Source organism: Streptomyces sp. NPDC045899 (genome assembly GCF_056431485.1).
On sequence record NZ_JBWKKP010000008.1, the window covers coordinates 17,918 to 34,095 of the forward strand.

15 protein-coding genes are annotated in these 16,178 nt (G+C 68.5%); 6 read left to right on the top strand and 9 right to left on the bottom strand.

Annotated features, from left to right (window positions below):
* Positions 1 to 16: 16 nt before the first annotated feature.
* From AC07FT_RS13960 to rpmH, 9 genes are all read right to left on the bottom strand, one after another.
* Positions 17 to 634 carry a GNAT family N-acetyltransferase gene (locus tag AC07FT_RS13960; protein WP_254752030.1) on the bottom strand — a complete coding sequence of 206 codons (618 nt, stop codon included), beginning with the start codon at positions 632 to 634 and terminating at the stop codon, positions 17 to 19.
* Positions 635 to 959: 325 nt separating this feature from the next.
* Positions 960 to 2,090: a ParB/RepB/Spo0J family partition protein gene (locus AC07FT_RS13965; protein WP_479176444.1), complete on the bottom strand. Its 1,131-nt coding sequence runs from the start codon at positions 2,088 to 2,090 to the stop codon at positions 960 to 962.
* Complete coding sequence (locus AC07FT_RS13970; RefSeq protein WP_471192032.1) at positions 2,087 to 3,172, bottom strand: ParA family protein; 1,086 nt, start codon at positions 3,170 to 3,172, stop codon at positions 2,087 to 2,089. The genes AC07FT_RS13965 and AC07FT_RS13970 overlap by 4 nt, the downstream gene beginning before the upstream one ends.
* A gap of 281 nt (positions 3,173 to 3,453) precedes the next feature.
* Positions 3,454 to 4,167 carry a 16S rRNA (guanine(527)-N(7))-methyltransferase RsmG gene (gene rsmG / locus AC07FT_RS13975; protein ID WP_471192035.1) on the bottom strand — a complete coding sequence of 238 codons (714 nt, stop codon included), beginning with the start codon at positions 4,165 to 4,167 and terminating at the stop codon, positions 3,454 to 3,456.
* Positions 4,168 to 4,294: 127 nt separating this feature from the next.
* On the bottom strand, positions 4,295 to 4,804 hold the full coding sequence (locus tag AC07FT_RS13980; RefSeq protein WP_471192038.1) for a Jag family protein: 510 nt from the start codon (positions 4,802 to 4,804) through the stop codon (positions 4,295 to 4,297).
* A 15-nt stretch (positions 4,805 to 4,819) separates the two neighbouring features.
* Positions 4,820 to 5,953 (bottom strand): membrane protein insertase YidC, encoded by a 1,134-nt coding sequence (yidC, locus tag AC07FT_RS13985; protein ID WP_471192040.1) that lies wholly within the window; start codon positions 5,951 to 5,953, stop codon positions 4,820 to 4,822.
* A gap of 3 nt (positions 5,954 to 5,956) precedes the next feature.
* On the bottom strand, positions 5,957 to 6,274 hold the full coding sequence (yidD, locus tag AC07FT_RS13990; RefSeq protein ID WP_030827780.1) for a membrane protein insertion efficiency factor YidD: 318 nt from the start codon (positions 6,272 to 6,274) through the stop codon (positions 5,957 to 5,959).
* A complete protein-coding gene (gene rnpA / locus AC07FT_RS13995) occupies positions 6,271 to 6,654 on the bottom strand; it encodes a ribonuclease P protein component (protein WP_254752040.1) in 384 nt (127 codons plus the stop codon). Before rnpA ends, yidD begins: the two co-directional genes overlap by 4 nt.
* Positions 6,655 to 6,679: 25 nt before the next feature.
* Positions 6,680 to 6,817, bottom strand: coding sequence for a 50S ribosomal protein L34 (rpmH, locus tag AC07FT_RS14000; protein WP_009716483.1), 138 nt, complete (start codon positions 6,815 to 6,817; stop codon positions 6,680 to 6,682).
* 439 nt (positions 6,818 to 7,256) lie between these two features.
* Here rpmH and dnaA point away from each other — a divergent pair, with 439 nt between their 5' ends.
* From dnaA to gyrB, 6 genes are all read left to right on the top strand, one after another.
* On the top strand, positions 7,257 to 9,179 hold the full coding sequence (gene dnaA, locus AC07FT_RS14005; protein ID WP_479176445.1) for a chromosomal replication initiator protein DnaA: 1,923 nt from the start codon (positions 7,257 to 7,259) through the stop codon (positions 9,177 to 9,179).
* An 828-nt stretch (positions 9,180 to 10,007) separates the two neighbouring features.
* Positions 10,008 to 11,138, top strand: a complete 1,131-nt coding sequence (gene dnaN, locus AC07FT_RS14010) for a DNA polymerase III subunit beta (protein ID WP_471192045.1) — start codon at positions 10,008 to 10,010, stop codon at positions 11,136 to 11,138.
* Between the two features lie 104 nt (positions 11,139 to 11,242).
* Positions 11,243 to 12,121, top strand: coding sequence for a phosphogluconate dehydrogenase (NAD(+)-dependent, decarboxylating) (gene gnd / locus AC07FT_RS14015; protein WP_479176446.1), 879 nt, complete (start codon positions 11,243 to 11,245; stop codon positions 12,119 to 12,121).
* Between the two features lie 51 nt (positions 12,122 to 12,172).
* Positions 12,173 to 13,315, top strand: a complete 1,143-nt coding sequence (gene recF / locus AC07FT_RS14020) for a DNA replication/repair protein RecF (protein ID WP_471192049.1) — start codon at positions 12,173 to 12,175, stop codon at positions 13,313 to 13,315.
* Positions 13,312 to 13,842: a DciA family protein gene (locus tag AC07FT_RS14025; RefSeq protein WP_479176447.1), complete on the top strand. Its 531-nt coding sequence runs from the start codon at positions 13,312 to 13,314 to the stop codon at positions 13,840 to 13,842. Before recF ends, AC07FT_RS14025 begins: the two co-directional genes overlap by 4 nt.
* A 296-nt stretch (positions 13,843 to 14,138) precedes the next feature.
* Positions 14,139 to 16,166: a DNA topoisomerase (ATP-hydrolyzing) subunit B gene (gyrB, locus tag AC07FT_RS14030; protein ID WP_479176448.1), complete on the top strand. Its 2,028-nt coding sequence runs from the start codon at positions 14,139 to 14,141 to the stop codon at positions 16,164 to 16,166.
* The last annotated feature ends 12 nt before the right edge of the window (positions 16,167 to 16,178 follow it).

The following is a 16,178-nucleotide window of genomic DNA, read 5'->3' on the forward strand; positions in this document are numbered from 1 at the left end:
GTTTCACGTGGAACTCTCAGAGCGGACGGAGCGCCGGCTCCTTCTGGACCGCACCGAGCAGCCGGTCCAGGGCGAGCTCGACATCTTCCTTCCAGGAGATCGTCGTTCTCAGCTCAAGTCTCAGCCGGGGGTACCGATGGTGGGGACGGACGGTCTTGAAGCCCACGGCCAGCAGGTGATCGGCAGGCAGGACACACGCCGGTTCCTTCCAGGTGGCGTCCCCGAACGCCTCGATCGCCCTGAAGCCCCGGCGGATCAGATCCTTGGCGACCGTCTGCACCATCACCCGGCCCAGTCCCTGCCCCTGATAGCCGGGCATCAGCCAGGCCGTCATCAGCTGTACGGCATCGGCGCCGACCGGGCTCGTGGGAAAAGCCGTGGACCGCGGCACATAGGCGGGGGGCGCGTAGAGCACGAAGCCGACCGGCACCTCATCCACATAGACCACCCGGCCGCAGGAACCCCACTCCAGCAGGACCGCGGAGATCCACGCTTCCTTCTCCAGCTCCGGACGTCCGGCCCTTACCGCGGCTTCACCGCTGACGGGGTCGAGCTCCCAGAAGACACAGGCGCGACAGCGCTTGGGGATGTCCGGGAGGTTGTCCAGCGTGAGCGGTACGAGCCGACGCCCCATGAAGCCAGTCCTTCACTTCCATGGCCAGCCGCGGCACGGGCGGCTGACAGAGCACTACGCTCCCTGATCAGACTGCCGACGAAACCGCCGACAGCTCCCAGGCCCAGTCCTGTGGCCAACAGTCCGGTGCGGCTCACCGATCGCATGGCCCTGCCCTCCGCATGAGGAGCCTCCACATGGATCCGCCCAACCTGGTCGCATCGTATCCGTGCGGCGAAAACACCGATACCGCCCTGGGGAAAAGAACGGGTCGTGTTCCGACCTGATCGGAACACGACCCGCCCCACACTGCCAGTCCGTACGACACGGCCGTACGGCCGCTGGCCTACTCGTCCTCGTCGTCCGCCTCCGCGAGCGACTGCTCCATCACCGGTCCCTCACCGGGGGCGAGGGTCCCGAGAATACGCTCAAGATCCTCTATCGAGGCGAACTCGACGACGATCTTTCCCTTCTTCTGGCCCAGGTCGACCTTCACCCGGGTCTCGAAGCGGTCGGAGAGCCGCGACGCCAGATCCGTGAGCGCGGGGGACACCCGGGTACCGGCGCGCGGACCCTTGGCCTTCGGTGTACCACCCGAACGGGACCCCATCAGGGTGACGATCTCCTCGACCGCGCGCACCGACAGCCCCTCGGCGACGATGCGGTGCGCCAGCCGGTCCTGCTCCTCCGCGTCATCCACGGAGAGCAGGGCTCGTGCGTGTCCGGCGGAGAGCACCCCGGCGGCGACCCGGCGCTGAACGGCGGGGGAGAGCCTCAGCAGCCGCAGCGTGTTGGAGACCTGGGGACGCGAACGCCCGATACGGTCGGCCAGCTCGTCATGGGTGCAGCTGAAGTCCTTGAGCAACTGGTCGTAGGCGGCCGCCTCTTCCAACGGGTTCAGCTGGGCCCGGTGCAGGTTCTCCAGCAGCGCGTCGAGAAGGAGCTTGTCGTCCTCGGTGGCCCGGACGATCGCCGGAATCTTCTCCAGCCCCGCCTCACGACAGGCCCGCCACCGGCGCTCGCCCATGATGAGCTCATAGCGCTCTGGCGCCAGCTGCCGCACCACGACGGGCTGGAGGAGACCGACTTCCTGGATCGAGGTGACGAGTTCGGCGAGAGCGTCCTCGTCGAAGACCTCACGAGGCTGACGGGGGTTGGGGGTGATGAAGTCCAGCGGCAGTTCCGCGAAATGGGCTCCGGCCACCTCCTCCGTCAGCACCGGCGGAGCGGCTTCGGGCTCCGGCTCCCGCGGTGCTCCGGTTTCCTGTGAAACACCGTTGGAGGCCAGTGCGGCCACCTTGGCGGCCGCGACTCCACGCTCCTGGGTGAGCACCGGGACCGCGGTCGGTGAGGTGGTGCCGCCAGACGTGGTGACCGTTCCCGCCCCCGCCCGGGGTCCGGAGTTATCCGCCCCCTTCGGCGCGGGAGGGATCAAGGCACCGAGCCCACGGCCCAGCCCTCTGCGTCGCTCACTCACTGAATCCCCTCCTGCATGCTGTGCTGGTCGTGCTGGCTGATCTCGGGCAGGGCATGAGCGTGCTGGGCGTCGTACTGCACGTCCACTCCCCTGAGCGCGATCTCCCTCGCCGCCTCGAGGTAGGAGAGCGCCCCGCTGGATCCCGGGTCGTAGGTGAGGACCGTCTGCCCGTAACTGGGGGCTTCGGAGATCCGCACCGACCTCGGGATGCTGGTTCTGAGGACCTCTCCACCGAAGTGGCTGCGGACCTCGTCCGCCACCTGCGAGGCCAGCCGGGTACGGCCGTCGTACATCGTGAGCAGGATGGTCGAGACATGGAGCTTGGGGTTGAGATGGCCACGGACGAGATCCACGTTCCGCAGCAGCTGGCCGAGTCCCTCGAGCGCGTAGTACTCACACTGGATCGGGATCAGCACTTCGGCGCCGGCGACCAGCGCGTTGACCGTCAGCAGTCCGAGCGAGGGCGGGCAGTCGATGAGGATGTAGTCCAGCGGTTGCTCATAGGACTGGATGGCCCGCTCCAGTCGGCTCTCACGTGCGACCAGCGAGACCAACTCGATCTCGGCACCGGCGAGATCGATGGTGGCCGGAGCGCAGAACAGTCCCTCCACATCGGGGACCGGCTGCACCACATCGGACAGGGGCCTGCTGTCGACCAGCACGTCGTAGATCGACGGAACCTCGGCATGGTGGTCGATCCCCAGCGCCGTCGAGGCATTGCCCTGCGGGTCGAGGTCGATCACCAGCACACGACCGCCGTGCAGAGCGAGTGAGGCAGCCAGATTGACCGTGGTCGTGGTCTTGCCGACCCCACCCTTCTGGTTGGCCACCACCATCACCCGGGTCTGTTCCGGTCGCGGCAGCCCCTCGCCGGCCCGGCCCAGAGCTTCCACCGCCAGCTGGGCGGCGCGGCCAATGGGGGTGTCGTCCATCGGGGGCGGCGTTTCACGTGAAACATCCTCCCCCGCCGATTCGGTACGGGGGCCGGGGACCGGGTCGGTCATCGGCCCCGCGATGTTGGCGTCGGACCGCAAGGATTCACTCTCCTCGACATCAGGCTCGCGATGAGGAGAGCCTGCCATGCTTTTGGGGTCGTGAACCAGCGAGGCCCGTTCTCCTGTGGATGAATCCACGTCCTGACGGGGTCGGCGGTCGCGGGGCGAGGCCGCCGCACGACCGCGACTGATGATTCCATGCAGCAGGGAGCGACGTTTCACGTGAAACACGATGCATGGCTGGGCCTGGCGTTCTGCCGCGACACTCCGGATTGCGTAGTTTAGCCAGCTTGTATGGAGCACGTCCGCCCTCCGTACGGAGGGCACTTCACATATGAATCAGACCGGGATCCGCGTCACGGCCGCACTCACGGCCTGCGCCGCGGGCTGCGTCGTGCCGCCTTGGCCCGCTTGGCCGCGAACCGCACCCCTCCGGGGCTCTCCCCGACCTCCACCCGCACCACGGTGGACAGCGGATCGACCACGCCCTCACCGACGTGCAGTACGGAGGTTTCCACCACACCCAGCTTGCCCAGCGCCGCACGGGCCTGCTTGAGCTCCTCCTCGGCGGTGTCGCCCTTCAGCAGGAGCATCTCTCCGTAGGGCCGCAGCAGCGGAACCCCCCAGCCCGCCAGCCGGTCCAGCGGGGCCACGGCCCGTGCCGTCACCACATGGACCGGAGGCAGCTTGCCCAGGACCTCCTCGGCGCGGCCACGGACCACCGTCACATGGTCGAGTCCGAGCAGCTCCACGACCTCCTGGAGGAAGTTGGTACGGCGCAGCAGGGGCTCCAGCAGCGTGATCCGCAGATCCGGCCGGGTCAGCGCGAGCGGGATACCCGGCAGCCCAGCACCCGAGCCCACATCGCAGACGGTGACCCCCTCCGGGACCACCTCGGAGAGCACGGCACAGTTCAGCAGATGCCGCTCCCACAGCCGCGGCACCTCACGCGGACCGATCAGCCCGCGGGTCACCCCGATATCGGCCAGCAGCTCTCCGTAGCGGACGGCCTCCGGGAAGCGCTCACCGAATACCTCCCTCGCCTCGTCGGGCGCCGGGGGGAGCTCCGCTGCTTCCGTCACGGGGACCGTCCTTCCGTACCGCACTCTGTGGCTGAACGCTGGTGCAAGGCTGACTGATGCAAGGCTGACAAGATTCGGCCCCGTCTGCGCGCAGACGGGGCCGTGTGCAAGGTGAAGCCGGACCGGGTCAGGCCGGGAGCACGACCACGCAGCGCTGGGGCTCCTCGCCCTCGGACTCACTGCGCAGCCCCGCCGCGGCCACCGCGTCGTGGACGACCTTCCGTTCGAAGGGCGTCATCGCCTTGAGCTTCACCGGCTGGCCGGTGTCCTTCGCCTCTTCCGCGGCCTTGGTGCCGAGCGCCGTGAGCTCGGTCCGCTTACGGGCCCGGAATCCGCTGATGTCGAGCATCAGCCGACTGCGGTCGCCGGTCTCCCGGTGGACGGCGAGCCGGGTCAGCTCCTGAAGGGCTTCCAGCACCTCGCCATCGCGTCCGACCAGCTTCTGGAGGTCGCGGCTGGTCGAGTCACTGATGATCGACACCGCAGCGCGATCGGCCTCGACGTCCATGTCGATGTCGCCGTCGAGGTCCGCGATGTCCAGCAGCCCCTCGAGGTAGTCGGCCGCGATCTCCCCTTCCTGCTCCAGGCGGGTCAGGGTGTCGACGCCCTCGGCGGCCGGGGTGGTGCCTTCCGTCACGGATGGACTCCTTCGTTACTTCTTGGAGGGGTGCTTGGGGCGCTGCTGGCCCTTGCGCTGCCCGGACTTCGTGGTGCGGGAGGAGCCGCCGGCCGGCTTGCCGCCCTGTGCCGCCTTCTTCTCCGGCTTCTGTGCCTCGTCCTTGCCGGATTCCTTGGCGAGCGAGGTCTTGGCGGTGCCACCGGACTGCGCCTTGGCGCGGCCCTGGCCCTGGGTGCTGCCCGAGGTGCGCTGCGACTTGCTCTGCCGCTTGGGCTGCTGACGGTTGGCGCGCGCGGTCTCGGCGGCCTCCTTGGCGGCGACCTCGGTGGGCTCTTCCTTCAGCTTGCCCTTGGCGCGCAGGCGCTCCTGGCGGGCCTGGAAGGCGACGCTGCCCGGGGTGGGGTTCCGGCGGATGATGAACATCTGCTGGCCCATGGTCCAGACGTTGGTGGTCAGCCAGTAGACGAGGACACCGACCGGGAAGTTGATACCGAAGACGGCGAACATGATCGGGAAGACGTACATCAGCATCTTCTGCTGCTGCATGAACGGCGTCTTCACCGTGAGGTCGACGTTCTTGGTCATCAGCTGGCGCTGGGTGAAGAACTGCGAGGCCGACATCAGGACGATCATGGTGACCGTCACGACCCGGACGTCGGTCAGCGAGGCGCCGAGCTGCTCGACCTGGGAGGCGGACGACATGAACTTCACGGACAGCGGGGCGCCGAAGATATGGGCGTTACGGGCGCTGTCCAGCAGTCCCTGGTCGATGAAGCCGACCGTCTTGTTGTTCGCGATGTGGTTCAGCACCTGGTAGAGCGCGATGAAGAACGGCGACTGCGCCAGGATCGGGAGACAGCTCGAGAGCGGGTTGGTGCCCGTCTCCTTGTAGAGCTTCATCATCTCTTCGGACTGACGCTGCCGGTCGCTCTTGTAGCGCTCCTGGATCGCCTTCATCTTCGGCTGGAGCGCCTGCATGTTCCGGGTCGCCTTGATCTGCTTCACGAAGAGCGGGATCAGACAGATCCGGATCAGGACCACCAGGGAAACGATCGACAGACCCCACGCCCAGCCACTGTCCCGGTCGAACATGAGGCTGTAGAACGAGTGGAACTGGACGATGATCCAGGAAACTACGTCATAAAGAGGACCGAGGATCGTGTCCACGAATCAGGCTCCTTGGGCGTTGGGCTGGGTCTCGGGCTGTGCGGCAGGCTCCACAGCCGGATGCCCGCCGAGGCGGTTCCGCAGCCGCTGGTGCCACACCGGACGCTTCCGGGGCGGAACGTGGTCGACGCCACCGAGCGACCACGGGTTGCAGCGCAGGATGCGCCAGGCCGTCAGCGCCGTTCCTTTCACCGCGCCGTGCCGGTCAATGGCCGTGTAGCCATAGTGCGAGCACGACGGGTAGTACTTGCAGACCGGGCCCAGCATCGGGCTGATGGTCCACTGGTACAGCTTGATCAACCACAGCAGCGGGTACTTCATCGCGGCACCCCTCCCAGTAGCCGCTGCACCGCCGTGTCGAGATCGCGGGCCAGCTGGTCGTGACCCGCCTCACCCGCACCGGGCAGTGCCCGTACGACCACAAGGCTACCTGCGGGAAAACGATCGAGCCGGTCCCGCATGAGATGGCGCAGCCTCCGCTTCACCAGATTGCGGACGACGGCACCGCCGACCGCCTTGCTCACGACGAAACCCGCACGCGCCGGGGGAGCACTCCCCCCGGATGCGTGCGGGTCCCTGTCACCGCTGGTGAGGCCGCTGCGAAAGTGCACGACAAGGAGCGGGCGACCGGCCCTGCGTCCTCGGCGTACCGCGGCCGCAAAGTCCTCGCGCCGCCTCAGCCGATGCTCGGTAGGCAGCACGTCATGGACCTTGAGGTCAGGCTGCTCAGGCCGACAGGCGGCCGCGACCCTTGCTGCGGCGGGACGCGAGAATCGCGCGGCCGGCACGGGTGCGCATACGCAGCCGGAAGCCGTGGGTCTTCGCGCGGCGGCGGTTGTTCGGCTGGAAGGTGCGCTTGCTCACTCGGGGGCTCCAGAAATGAATCGGGTGGTGGCGGGAGATCGCCTGGCTGTCACCGTGCGCCCACGAGAAGCTCGCAATACGCCCGAGTGCACCGCTTCACGATCGTGGATCATGGTGTCCGCGATCATTGCCCATCGGAGGCAGGCGGCAGCAGCCATCGACAACTCGACCTGGTTACGGTACGCGCGGTTACGCCATCCGGTCAAACCGGTGGATGCCACGGCCAGACTACCCGCTCCGCCCGCGCCGGACGGGGGCAGGGGAACGCCCGGCGACATCGCATGGCACATTTGTACACACCCTGTGGACAACGACTTGAACCGCGCACCCCGGCCTGACTACCGTGGCCGGGCTCCGATTCCTTCACGCCCGTCCCGAGAACCACACATTCGTGGGACCCGTCGGCGTCCCCCACCCAGCGAGTGAGAGAGCGTGCCCTGTGGCTGACGTACCCGCCGATCTTGCCGCAGTGTGGCCACGCGTACTCGAGCGGCTGCTCGGAGAGGGCGCGGCGGGACAGGACGGACAGAGTGTCGAGGCCAAGGACGAGCACTGGATCAAGCGGTGCCAGCCGCTCGCGCTCGTCGCCGACACCGCGCTGCTGGCCGTCCCCAATGAATTCGCCAAGGGCGTACTCGAGGGCAGGCTCGCCCCGGTGGTCAGCGAGACGCTGAGCCGGGAGTGCGGCCGCCCCATCCGCATCGCGATCACCGTCGACGACTCCGCCGGAGAGCCGGTCGTCCCCCAGCAGACCCAGCGCGATCAGCGCGAGACATATGAGAGCCGGGAGCAGCGGGAGACGTACGACGGCTACGACGGCCGGGAGAACTACGGCCGTCCGCAAGCCTCCGACGAGCTGCCCACGGCCCGTCCCGCCTATCCCGGTTATCAGCCGCCGCGTCCCGAGCCCGGCGCCTGGCCGCGCCCACGGGACGACTACGGCTGGCAGCAGCAGCGGCTCGGAGGCTTCACCGAGTCCGACCCCTACGCCTCACAGCCCTCCTCCACCCGCTACGACCAGCAGCCGTACGACCAGCAGCCGCAGCGCGGCAACTACCGGAACCCGGCGGCGGAGCGCCCCGGCCCCGGCTCCGGCGGCGGGCACCACGGTCACGGGGGTCACGACAATTCCGGTGGCCCGAGCGGCCCGGGCGGCCCGGGCGGACGCCCCGCGTCCGCCCCGGAGCGTCCGCCGTACGAGCAGCAGCGCCACGATCTTCCCGATCCGCTGGAGCGCGGCCGCGGCGGACCGCCGGTGCTGCCCTCCCAGACCGGCGCGCCCGGCCCGCTGGCCGCACAGCCCGCGCCGGCGTCCGGTCCCGGTGAGCCGACCGCCCGGCTGAACCCCAAGTACCTCTTCGACACCTTCGTCATCGGCGCCTCCAACCGCTTCGCGCACGCCGCCGCGGTCGCGGTCGCCGAGGCACCGGCCAAGGCGTACAACCCGTTGTTCATCTACGGGGAGTCGGGGCTCGGCAAGACCCATCTGCTGCACGCGATCGGGCACTACGCCCGCAGCCTCTACCCCGGCACCCGGGTGCGCTACGTGAGCTCGGAGGAGTTCACCAACGAGTTCATCAACTCCATCCGCGACGGCAAGGCGGACGCGTTCCGCAAGCGCTACCGCGACATGGACATCCTGCTGGTCGACGACATCCAGTTCCTGGCGAGCAAGGAGTCGACGCAGGAGGAGTTCTTCCACACCTTCAACACCCTCCACAACGCCAACAAGCAGATCGTGCTGTCCTCGGACCGGCCGCCCAAGCAGCTGGTGACCCTGGAGGACCGGCTCCGCAACCGCTTCGAGTGGGGTCTGATCACGGATGTGCAGCCGCCCGAGCTGGAGACGCGTATCGCGATCCTCCGGAAGAAGGCGGTGCAGGAGCAGCTGAACGCGCCGCCGGAGGTGCTGGAGTTCATCGCCTCCCGGATCTCCCGCAACATCCGGGAGCTGGAGGGCGCGCTGATCCGGGTGACGGCCTTCGCGAGCCTGAACCGGCAGCCGGTGGACCTCGGTCTCACCGAGATCGTCCTGAAGGACCTGATCCCCGGCGGCGAGGACGCGGCCCCGGAGATCACCGCCACCGCGATCATGGCCGCGACCGCCGACTACTTCGGACACACGGTGGACGACCTGTGCGGCGCCTCGCGCAGCCGGGTTCTGGTGACCGCGCGGCAGATCGCGATGTACCTGTGCCGGGAGCTCACCGATCTGTCGCTGCCCAAGATCGGCGCCCAGTTCGGCGGACGCGACCACACGACCGTCATGCACGCCGACCGCAAGATCCGGGCCCTGATGGCCGAGCGGCGCTCCATCTACAACCAGGTGACCGAGCTGACGAACCGCATCAAGAACGGCTGACGGCGGGGCACGGACGGCTGCCACGAGCCACTCCGAGGGCGCTCCGGGAGGACAACTCCCGGGGCGCCCTTCGTCGTTGGACGGCCGGGCTGTTCGAATCCGCGTCGGGGCGAAGCGATTCTCCACAGATGTGCGGCGAATCCCCCGTCCACACCCTGGGGACGTGTGAGTTGTCCCGAACCCATCCACAGGCCGGGCCACCAGGATCGCATCACCCGAGGTCAGCCGGTTGTGGAATTGTGGCTATCCGGAGTCCACAGACTGTGGACGACCGCTTTGCCCACAGGGCTCCGATCGAGTTGTCCACCGCCCGCCCACAGGAGGAAGGCGGTTGCCCACAGCTTTTCCCCATCGTCGTCCACTGTTCGGCAACGAAACGGGCACGGTCACCGGGTCGAGTGAAAGGCGTCACACCAAGGAGGCGGATTGGGCTGTGGGGAAGCCGGGTAAACCTGGGGACAGCGCTGGGGAGAACCGGGGGTTGTCTGTGCATCGCATGTGCAGAACTTTCCGGCATCCACAGATCGCCTGGGTTTTCCACGGGCGCCGCCCACAGGCGCAGTGGATAAAAAACCGCTCCTGGCCTGGGAAGACGGAGTTTTCCACGGTATCCACAGGCCCTACTACTACGACCACAGAGTTGTAGCCGGGAAATCGCTTCGAAGTGGGGCCTGTGCACAACCTCGGGCCGAGCCGCCCGACACCCCGGGCACCGACTTGACCCCGAGCCGCACCGACTGTCGGCGGCGTACGTCAGACTGGTCCCCGGCGACTCAGCCGACGACGAAGGCCAGCAGGGCGAGCCAGCAACAGCAGGAGGCGGTTCCGGTGAAGATCCGGGTGGAGCGCGATGTACTCGCGGAGGCAGTGGCCTGGACGGCCCGCAGCCTTCCGGCCCGTCCGCCGGTGCCCGTCCTCGCGGGCATCCTGCTGAAGGCGGAGGAGGGCGCGCTCAGCCTCTCCGGTTTCGACTACGAGGTCTCGGCCCGTGTCTCGGTGGAAGCCGATGTGGAGGACGACGGCACGGTCCTGGTCTCCGGCCGTCTGCTCGCCGACATCTGCCGCGCTCTCCCCAACCGCCCTGTGGAGATCTCCAGCGACGGTGTACGCGTCACCGTCGTCTGCGGCTCGTCGCGATTCACACTCCACACACTGCCTGTGGAGGAGTACCCGGCGCTGCCGCAGATGCCCACCGCGACCGGCACCGTCCCCGGGGACGTCTTCGCCGCCGCCGCCGCCCAGGTCGCCATCGCGGCCGGCCGTGACGACACCCTCCCGGTGCTCACCGGCGTCCGGATCGAGATCGAGGGCGACACCGTCACCCTGGCCTCCACCGACCGCTACCGCTTCGCCGTCCGCGAGTTCCTGTGGAAGCCCGAGACCCCCGACGTCTCCGCGGTCGCCCTGGTGCCGGCCAAGACGCTCCTGGACACCGCCAAGTCGCTGACCAGCGGTGACACCGTTTCGCTCGCGCTGTCCGGCTCCGGTGCCGGTGAGGGGCTGATCGGTTTCGAGGGCGCCGGCCGCCGTACCACCACCCGGCTGCTCGAAGGTGACCTGCCGAAGTACCGCACGCTGTTCCCGACCGAGTTCAACTCCGTCGCGGTGATCGAAACCGCCCCGTTCGTCGAGGCCGTCAAGCGTGTGGCCCTGGTCGCCGAGCGCAACACCCCGGTGCGGCTCAGCTTCGAGCAGGGCGTGCTGATCCTCGAGGCCGGTTCCAGCGACGACGCACAGGCTGTGGAAAGGGTCGACGCCCAGCTCGACGGCGACGACATCTCGATCGCCTTCAACCCGACCTTCCTGCTGGACGGCCTGAGCGCGATCGACTCCCCGGTCGCCCAGCTCTCCTTCACCACGTCCACCAAGCCCGCCCTGCTGAGCGGCAAGCCCGCCGTGGACGCCGAGGCGGACGAGGCGTACAAGTACCTGATCATGCCGGTCCGGCTGAGCGGATGAGTCCGAGCGAATGAGCGGGTGTAGCCCACAACTGTGCGGCAACCCTCGGGCGTAGGCTCGGCCTCAGGTGCGTAACGCAACGTCTACGGCATAAGGATCAACTGATGGAGCTCGGTCTCGTCGGCCTCGGCAAGATGGGCGGCAATATGCGCGAGCGCATTCGCCGCGCAGGCCACACCGTGATCGGATACGACCGCAACCCGGACGTCGCGGATGTCCACAGCCTCGACGAGCTTGTGGGCAAGCTCAAGGGGCCGCGCGTGGTGTGGGTCATGGTCCCGGCGGGTGTTCCCACCCAGATCACCATCGACGAGCTGGCCGAGCTCCTCTCACCGGGCGACGTCGTCGTCGACGGCGGAAACTCCCGCTGGACCGACGACGAGAAGCACGCCGAGCAGCTCAACGCCCGGGGTATCGGCTTCGTCGACTGCGGTGTCTCCGGCGGTGTCTGGGGCCTGGAGAACGGCTACGCGCTGATGTACGGCGGCGCGTCCGAGCATGTCGCCAAGGTCCAGCCGATCTTCGACGCGCTCAAGCCCGAGGGTGAGTACGGCTCGGTCCACGCGGGCAAGGTCGGCGCGGGCCACTTCGCCAAGATGGTCCACAACGGCATCGAGTACGCCATGATGCAGGCCTTCGCCGAGGGCTGGGAGCTGCTGGAGGCCGTGGACTCCGTCACCGACGTCCGCGAGGTCTTCCGCTCCTGGCAGGAGGGCACCGTCATCCGCTCCTGGCTGCTGGACCTGGCCGTCCGCGCCCTGGACGACGACGAGCACCTGGCCGAGCTGAAGGGCTACGCGGCGGACTCCGGCGAGGGCCGCTGGACCGTGGAGGCCGCGATCGACAACGCGGTGCCGCTGCCCGCGATCACCGCGTCGCTGTTCGCCCGCTTCGCCTCGCGCCAGGACGACTCCCCGCAGATGAAGATGATCGCCGCGCTGCGCAACCAGTTCGGCGGCCACGCGGTCGAGAACTCCAAGTAATCCGCCCCCACGGGGGCACAGCACTGCCGGGGGAGGTCGGCGCAGCCCATCATGCACGTCACGCATCTCTCGCTCGCCGACTTCCGCTCGTACACCCGGGCCGAGGTCGAACTCGGCCCGGGTGTCACCGCTTTCGTCGGTCCCAACGGGCAGGGGAAGACCAACCTCGTCGAGGCCGTCGGCTATCTCGCCACCCTCGGCAGCCACCGGGTCTCCTCCGACGCCCCGCTGGTGCGGATGGGGGCCGAGCGGGCGGTCGTCCGGGCCTCGGTGGTCCAGGGCGACCGGCAGCAACTCGTGGAGCTGGAGCTCAATCCCGGCAAGGCCAACCGCGCCAGGATCAACCGCTCCTCGCAGGTCAGACCGCGTGATGTGCTGGGGATCCTGCGCACGGTGCTGTTCGCGCCCGAGGACCTCGCGCTGGTCAAGGGCGATCCGGGCGAGCGCCGGCGCTTCCTGGACGAGCTGATCACCGCCCGCGCCCCGCGGATGGCGGGAGTCCGCTCCGACTACGACCGGGTGCTCAAACAGCGCAACACCCTGCTCAAGACCGCCGCCCTGGCCCGGCGGCACGGCTCGCGCGGCGGCGGTGGTGACGGGGCGCTGTCCACCTTGGACGTCTGGGACCAGCATCTGGCCCGCGCCGGTGCCGAGCTGCTCGCCCAGCGTCTTGAGCTGATCTCCGTGCTCCAGCCGCTCGCCGAGAAGGCGTACGAGCAGCTCGCCCCGGGCGGTGGACCGGTTCAGCTGGAGTACCGCTGCTCGGCGGGCGAGGACCTGGCCGCGGCCACCGGCCGCGAGGAGCTCTACCAGCGGCTGATCGCCGCGCTCACCGAGGCCCGCAAGCAGGAGATCGAGCGTGGTGTCACCCTGGTCGGGCCGCACCGCGACGACCTGGTGCTGAAGCTGGGGCGGCTCCCCGCGAAGGGTTACGCCAGCCATGGCGAGTCCTGGTCGTATGCGCTGGCGCTGCGGCTGGCCTCCTACGAACTGCTGCGCACCGAGGCCGGTGAGCCGGTCCTGATCCTGGACGATGTCTTCGCCGAACTGGACGAGCGGCGCCGCGAGCGGCTGGCCGAGCTGGTCTCCCCCGGTGAGCAGGTGCTGGTCACGGCGGCGGTGGAGGACGACGTCCCCCGGCTGCTGACGGGCACGCGCTACGCGGTGTCCGACGGTGAGGTCCGGCGCGTATGACGGACGCCCCACGGCAGCCGACACCGCCCGAGCCCTCGGGCGTCGATCTGGCCCGGGTCGCGCTGCGCGCCGCCAAGGAGCAGGCGCGGGCCCGCGGTGCCGCGGCCCAGCAGAAGAAGCAGGCGCGCCGCGGGGGCCTGCGCTCCGGCGCGCGCGCCGACGGCCGTGATCCGCTCCCCCTCGGTGCCGCGATCAACCGGCTGATCACCGAGCGCGGCTGGGAGGCCCCGGCCGCCGTCGGCGGGGTGATGGGCCGCTGGCCGCAGATGGTCGGCCCGGAAGTGGCCCAGCACTGTGAGCCGCAGCGGTACGACGAGGACGCCCGGGTGCTGACCGTGCGCTGCGACTCCACGGCGTGGGCGACCCAGCTGCGGCTGCTCGCCCCGCAGCTCGTCGCCCGGCTCAACGCCGATCTCGGCCAGGGCACCGTGAAATTGATCAAGGTGTTGGGACCCGGCGGTCCGCCCCGCCGCTACGGTCCGCTGCGCTCTCCGGGGTCCACCGGACCGGGTGACACCTACGGTTGATCACACCTGGTGAACGGGTGAGCACAGGGTGACGTATGAGACCCCGGTCACCGTAGCCGGTGGTTGACAGCCTGAAGCGCTGAGTGGCGGCGTGAGCCTCTTGGAGCCCTTCCCCAGATATGGGGAGTCGGTGGCGACCGGTTCAGGGCGGCACATGCGGACTCAGGCGCCAGCAAGCCCCCATTCTTGTCGGCGCTACCGGTAGACTGAGCGGGTACACCGTCGCTTGCGCGTCGAAGCGCACGCGGACACATGTTGAACGACGCAGCCGCTCCCGCCTGCCCCGGAGACGGCTTGTGCTGTGCCAGAAAGGGCGCTTCGTGGCCGATTCCGGCAACCCCATCGAAAACATTTCGTCCGATGACGGCGAGGGCCTGGCCCCGCCGTCGTACGACGCCAGTGCGATCACCGTCCTGGAAGGTCTGGACGCGGTCCGCAAGCGACCCGGTATGTACATCGGATCCACCGGCGAACGCGGTCTGCACCACCTCGTCCAGGAAGTCGTCGACAACTCCGTCGATGAGGCCATGGCCGGTCACGCGGACACCATCGACGTCACGATCCTGCCCGACGGCGGCGTTCGCGTCGTCGACAACGGCCGCGGTATCCCGGTGGGCATCGTCCCGTCCGAGAACAAGCCCGCCGTGGAGGTCGTGCTGACCGTGCTGCACGCGGGCGGCAAGTTCGGCGGCGGCGGCTATGCCGTCTCCGGTGGTCTGCACGGCGTCGGCGTCTCCGTGGTCAACGCGCTGTCGACCAAGGTCGCGGTCGAGGTCAAGACGGACGGCTACCGCTGGACGCAGGAGTACAAGACCGGCGTTCCGACGGCTCCCCTCGCGCGCAACGAGGCCACGGACGAGACGGGTACGACGGTCACCTTCTGGGCCGACGGCGAGATCTTCGAGACGACCGACTACTCGTTCGAGACGCTCGCGCGTCGCTTCCAGGAGATGGCGTTCCTCAACAAGGGGCTGACCATCTCGCTGACCGACGAGCGCGAAGCCCATGTGGACGAGGAGGGCAAGCCGCTCGCGGTCAGGTACTACTACGAGGGCGGCATCGTCGACTTCGTGAAGTACCTGAACTCCCGCAAGGGCGAGCTCGTCCACCCCTCGGTCGTCGACATCGAGGCCGAGGACAAGGAGCGGATGCTCTCGGTCGAGATCGCGATGCAGTGGAACACCCAGTACACCGAGGGTGTCTACAGCTTCGCCAACACCATCCACACCCATGAGGGCGGCACCCACGAGGAGGGCTTCCGGGCCGCGCTGACGTACCTGATCAACAAGTACGCGCGCGACAAGAAGCTGCTCCGCGAGAAGGACGACAACCTCACCGGTGAGGACATCCGCGAGGGTCTGACCGCGATCATCTCGATCAAGCTGGGCGAGCCGCAGTTCGAGGGTCAGACGAAGACCAAGCTGGGCAACACGGAGGCCAAGACCTTCGTCCAGAAGATCGTCAACGAGCACCTCGCGGACTGGCTGGACCGCAACCCCAACGAGGCGACCGACATCGTCCGCAAGGGGATCCAGGCGGCGACCGCCCGGGTCGCGGCCCGCAAGGCGCGTGACCTGACCCGCCGCAAGGGGCTGCTGGAGACGGCGTCGCTGCCGGGCAAGCTCAGCGACTGCCAGTCCAACGACCCCGAGAAGTGCGAGATCTTCATCGTCGAGGGTGACTCCGCCGGCGGCTCGGCCAAGTCCGGCCGTGACCCGCAGTACCAGGCGATCCTCCCGATCCGAGGCAAGATCCTCAACGTCGAGAAGGCCCGTGTCGACAAGATCCTGCACAACAACGAGGTGCAGGCGCTGATCTCGGCGTTCGGCACCGGTGTGCACGAGGACTTCGACATCAGCAGGCTCCGCTATCACAAGATCATCTTGATGGCGGACGCCGACGTCGACGGCCAGCACATCAACACCCTGCTGCTGACCTTCCTCTTCCGCTTCATGCGGCCGCTGGTCGAGGCCGGGCACGTCTTCCTGTCCCGTCCGCCGCTCTACAAGATCAAGTGGGGCCGGGACGAGGTCCAGTACGCGTACTCCGACCGCGAGCGGGACGTCCTCATCCAGGCCGGCCGCGAGCAGGGCAAGCGCATCAAGGACGACTCGGTCCAGCGCTTCAAGGGTCTGGGCGAGATGAACGCCGAAGAGCTGCGCGTGACCACCATGGACATCGACCACCGTGTGCTCGGCCAGGTCACCCTGGACGACGCGGCGCAGGCCGACGACCTGTTCTCGGTTCTCATGGGCGAGGACGTCGAGGCACGGCGCTCGTTCATCCAGCGCAACGCCAAGGATGTCCGCTTCCTCGACATCTGAGTCGGCCCCCAG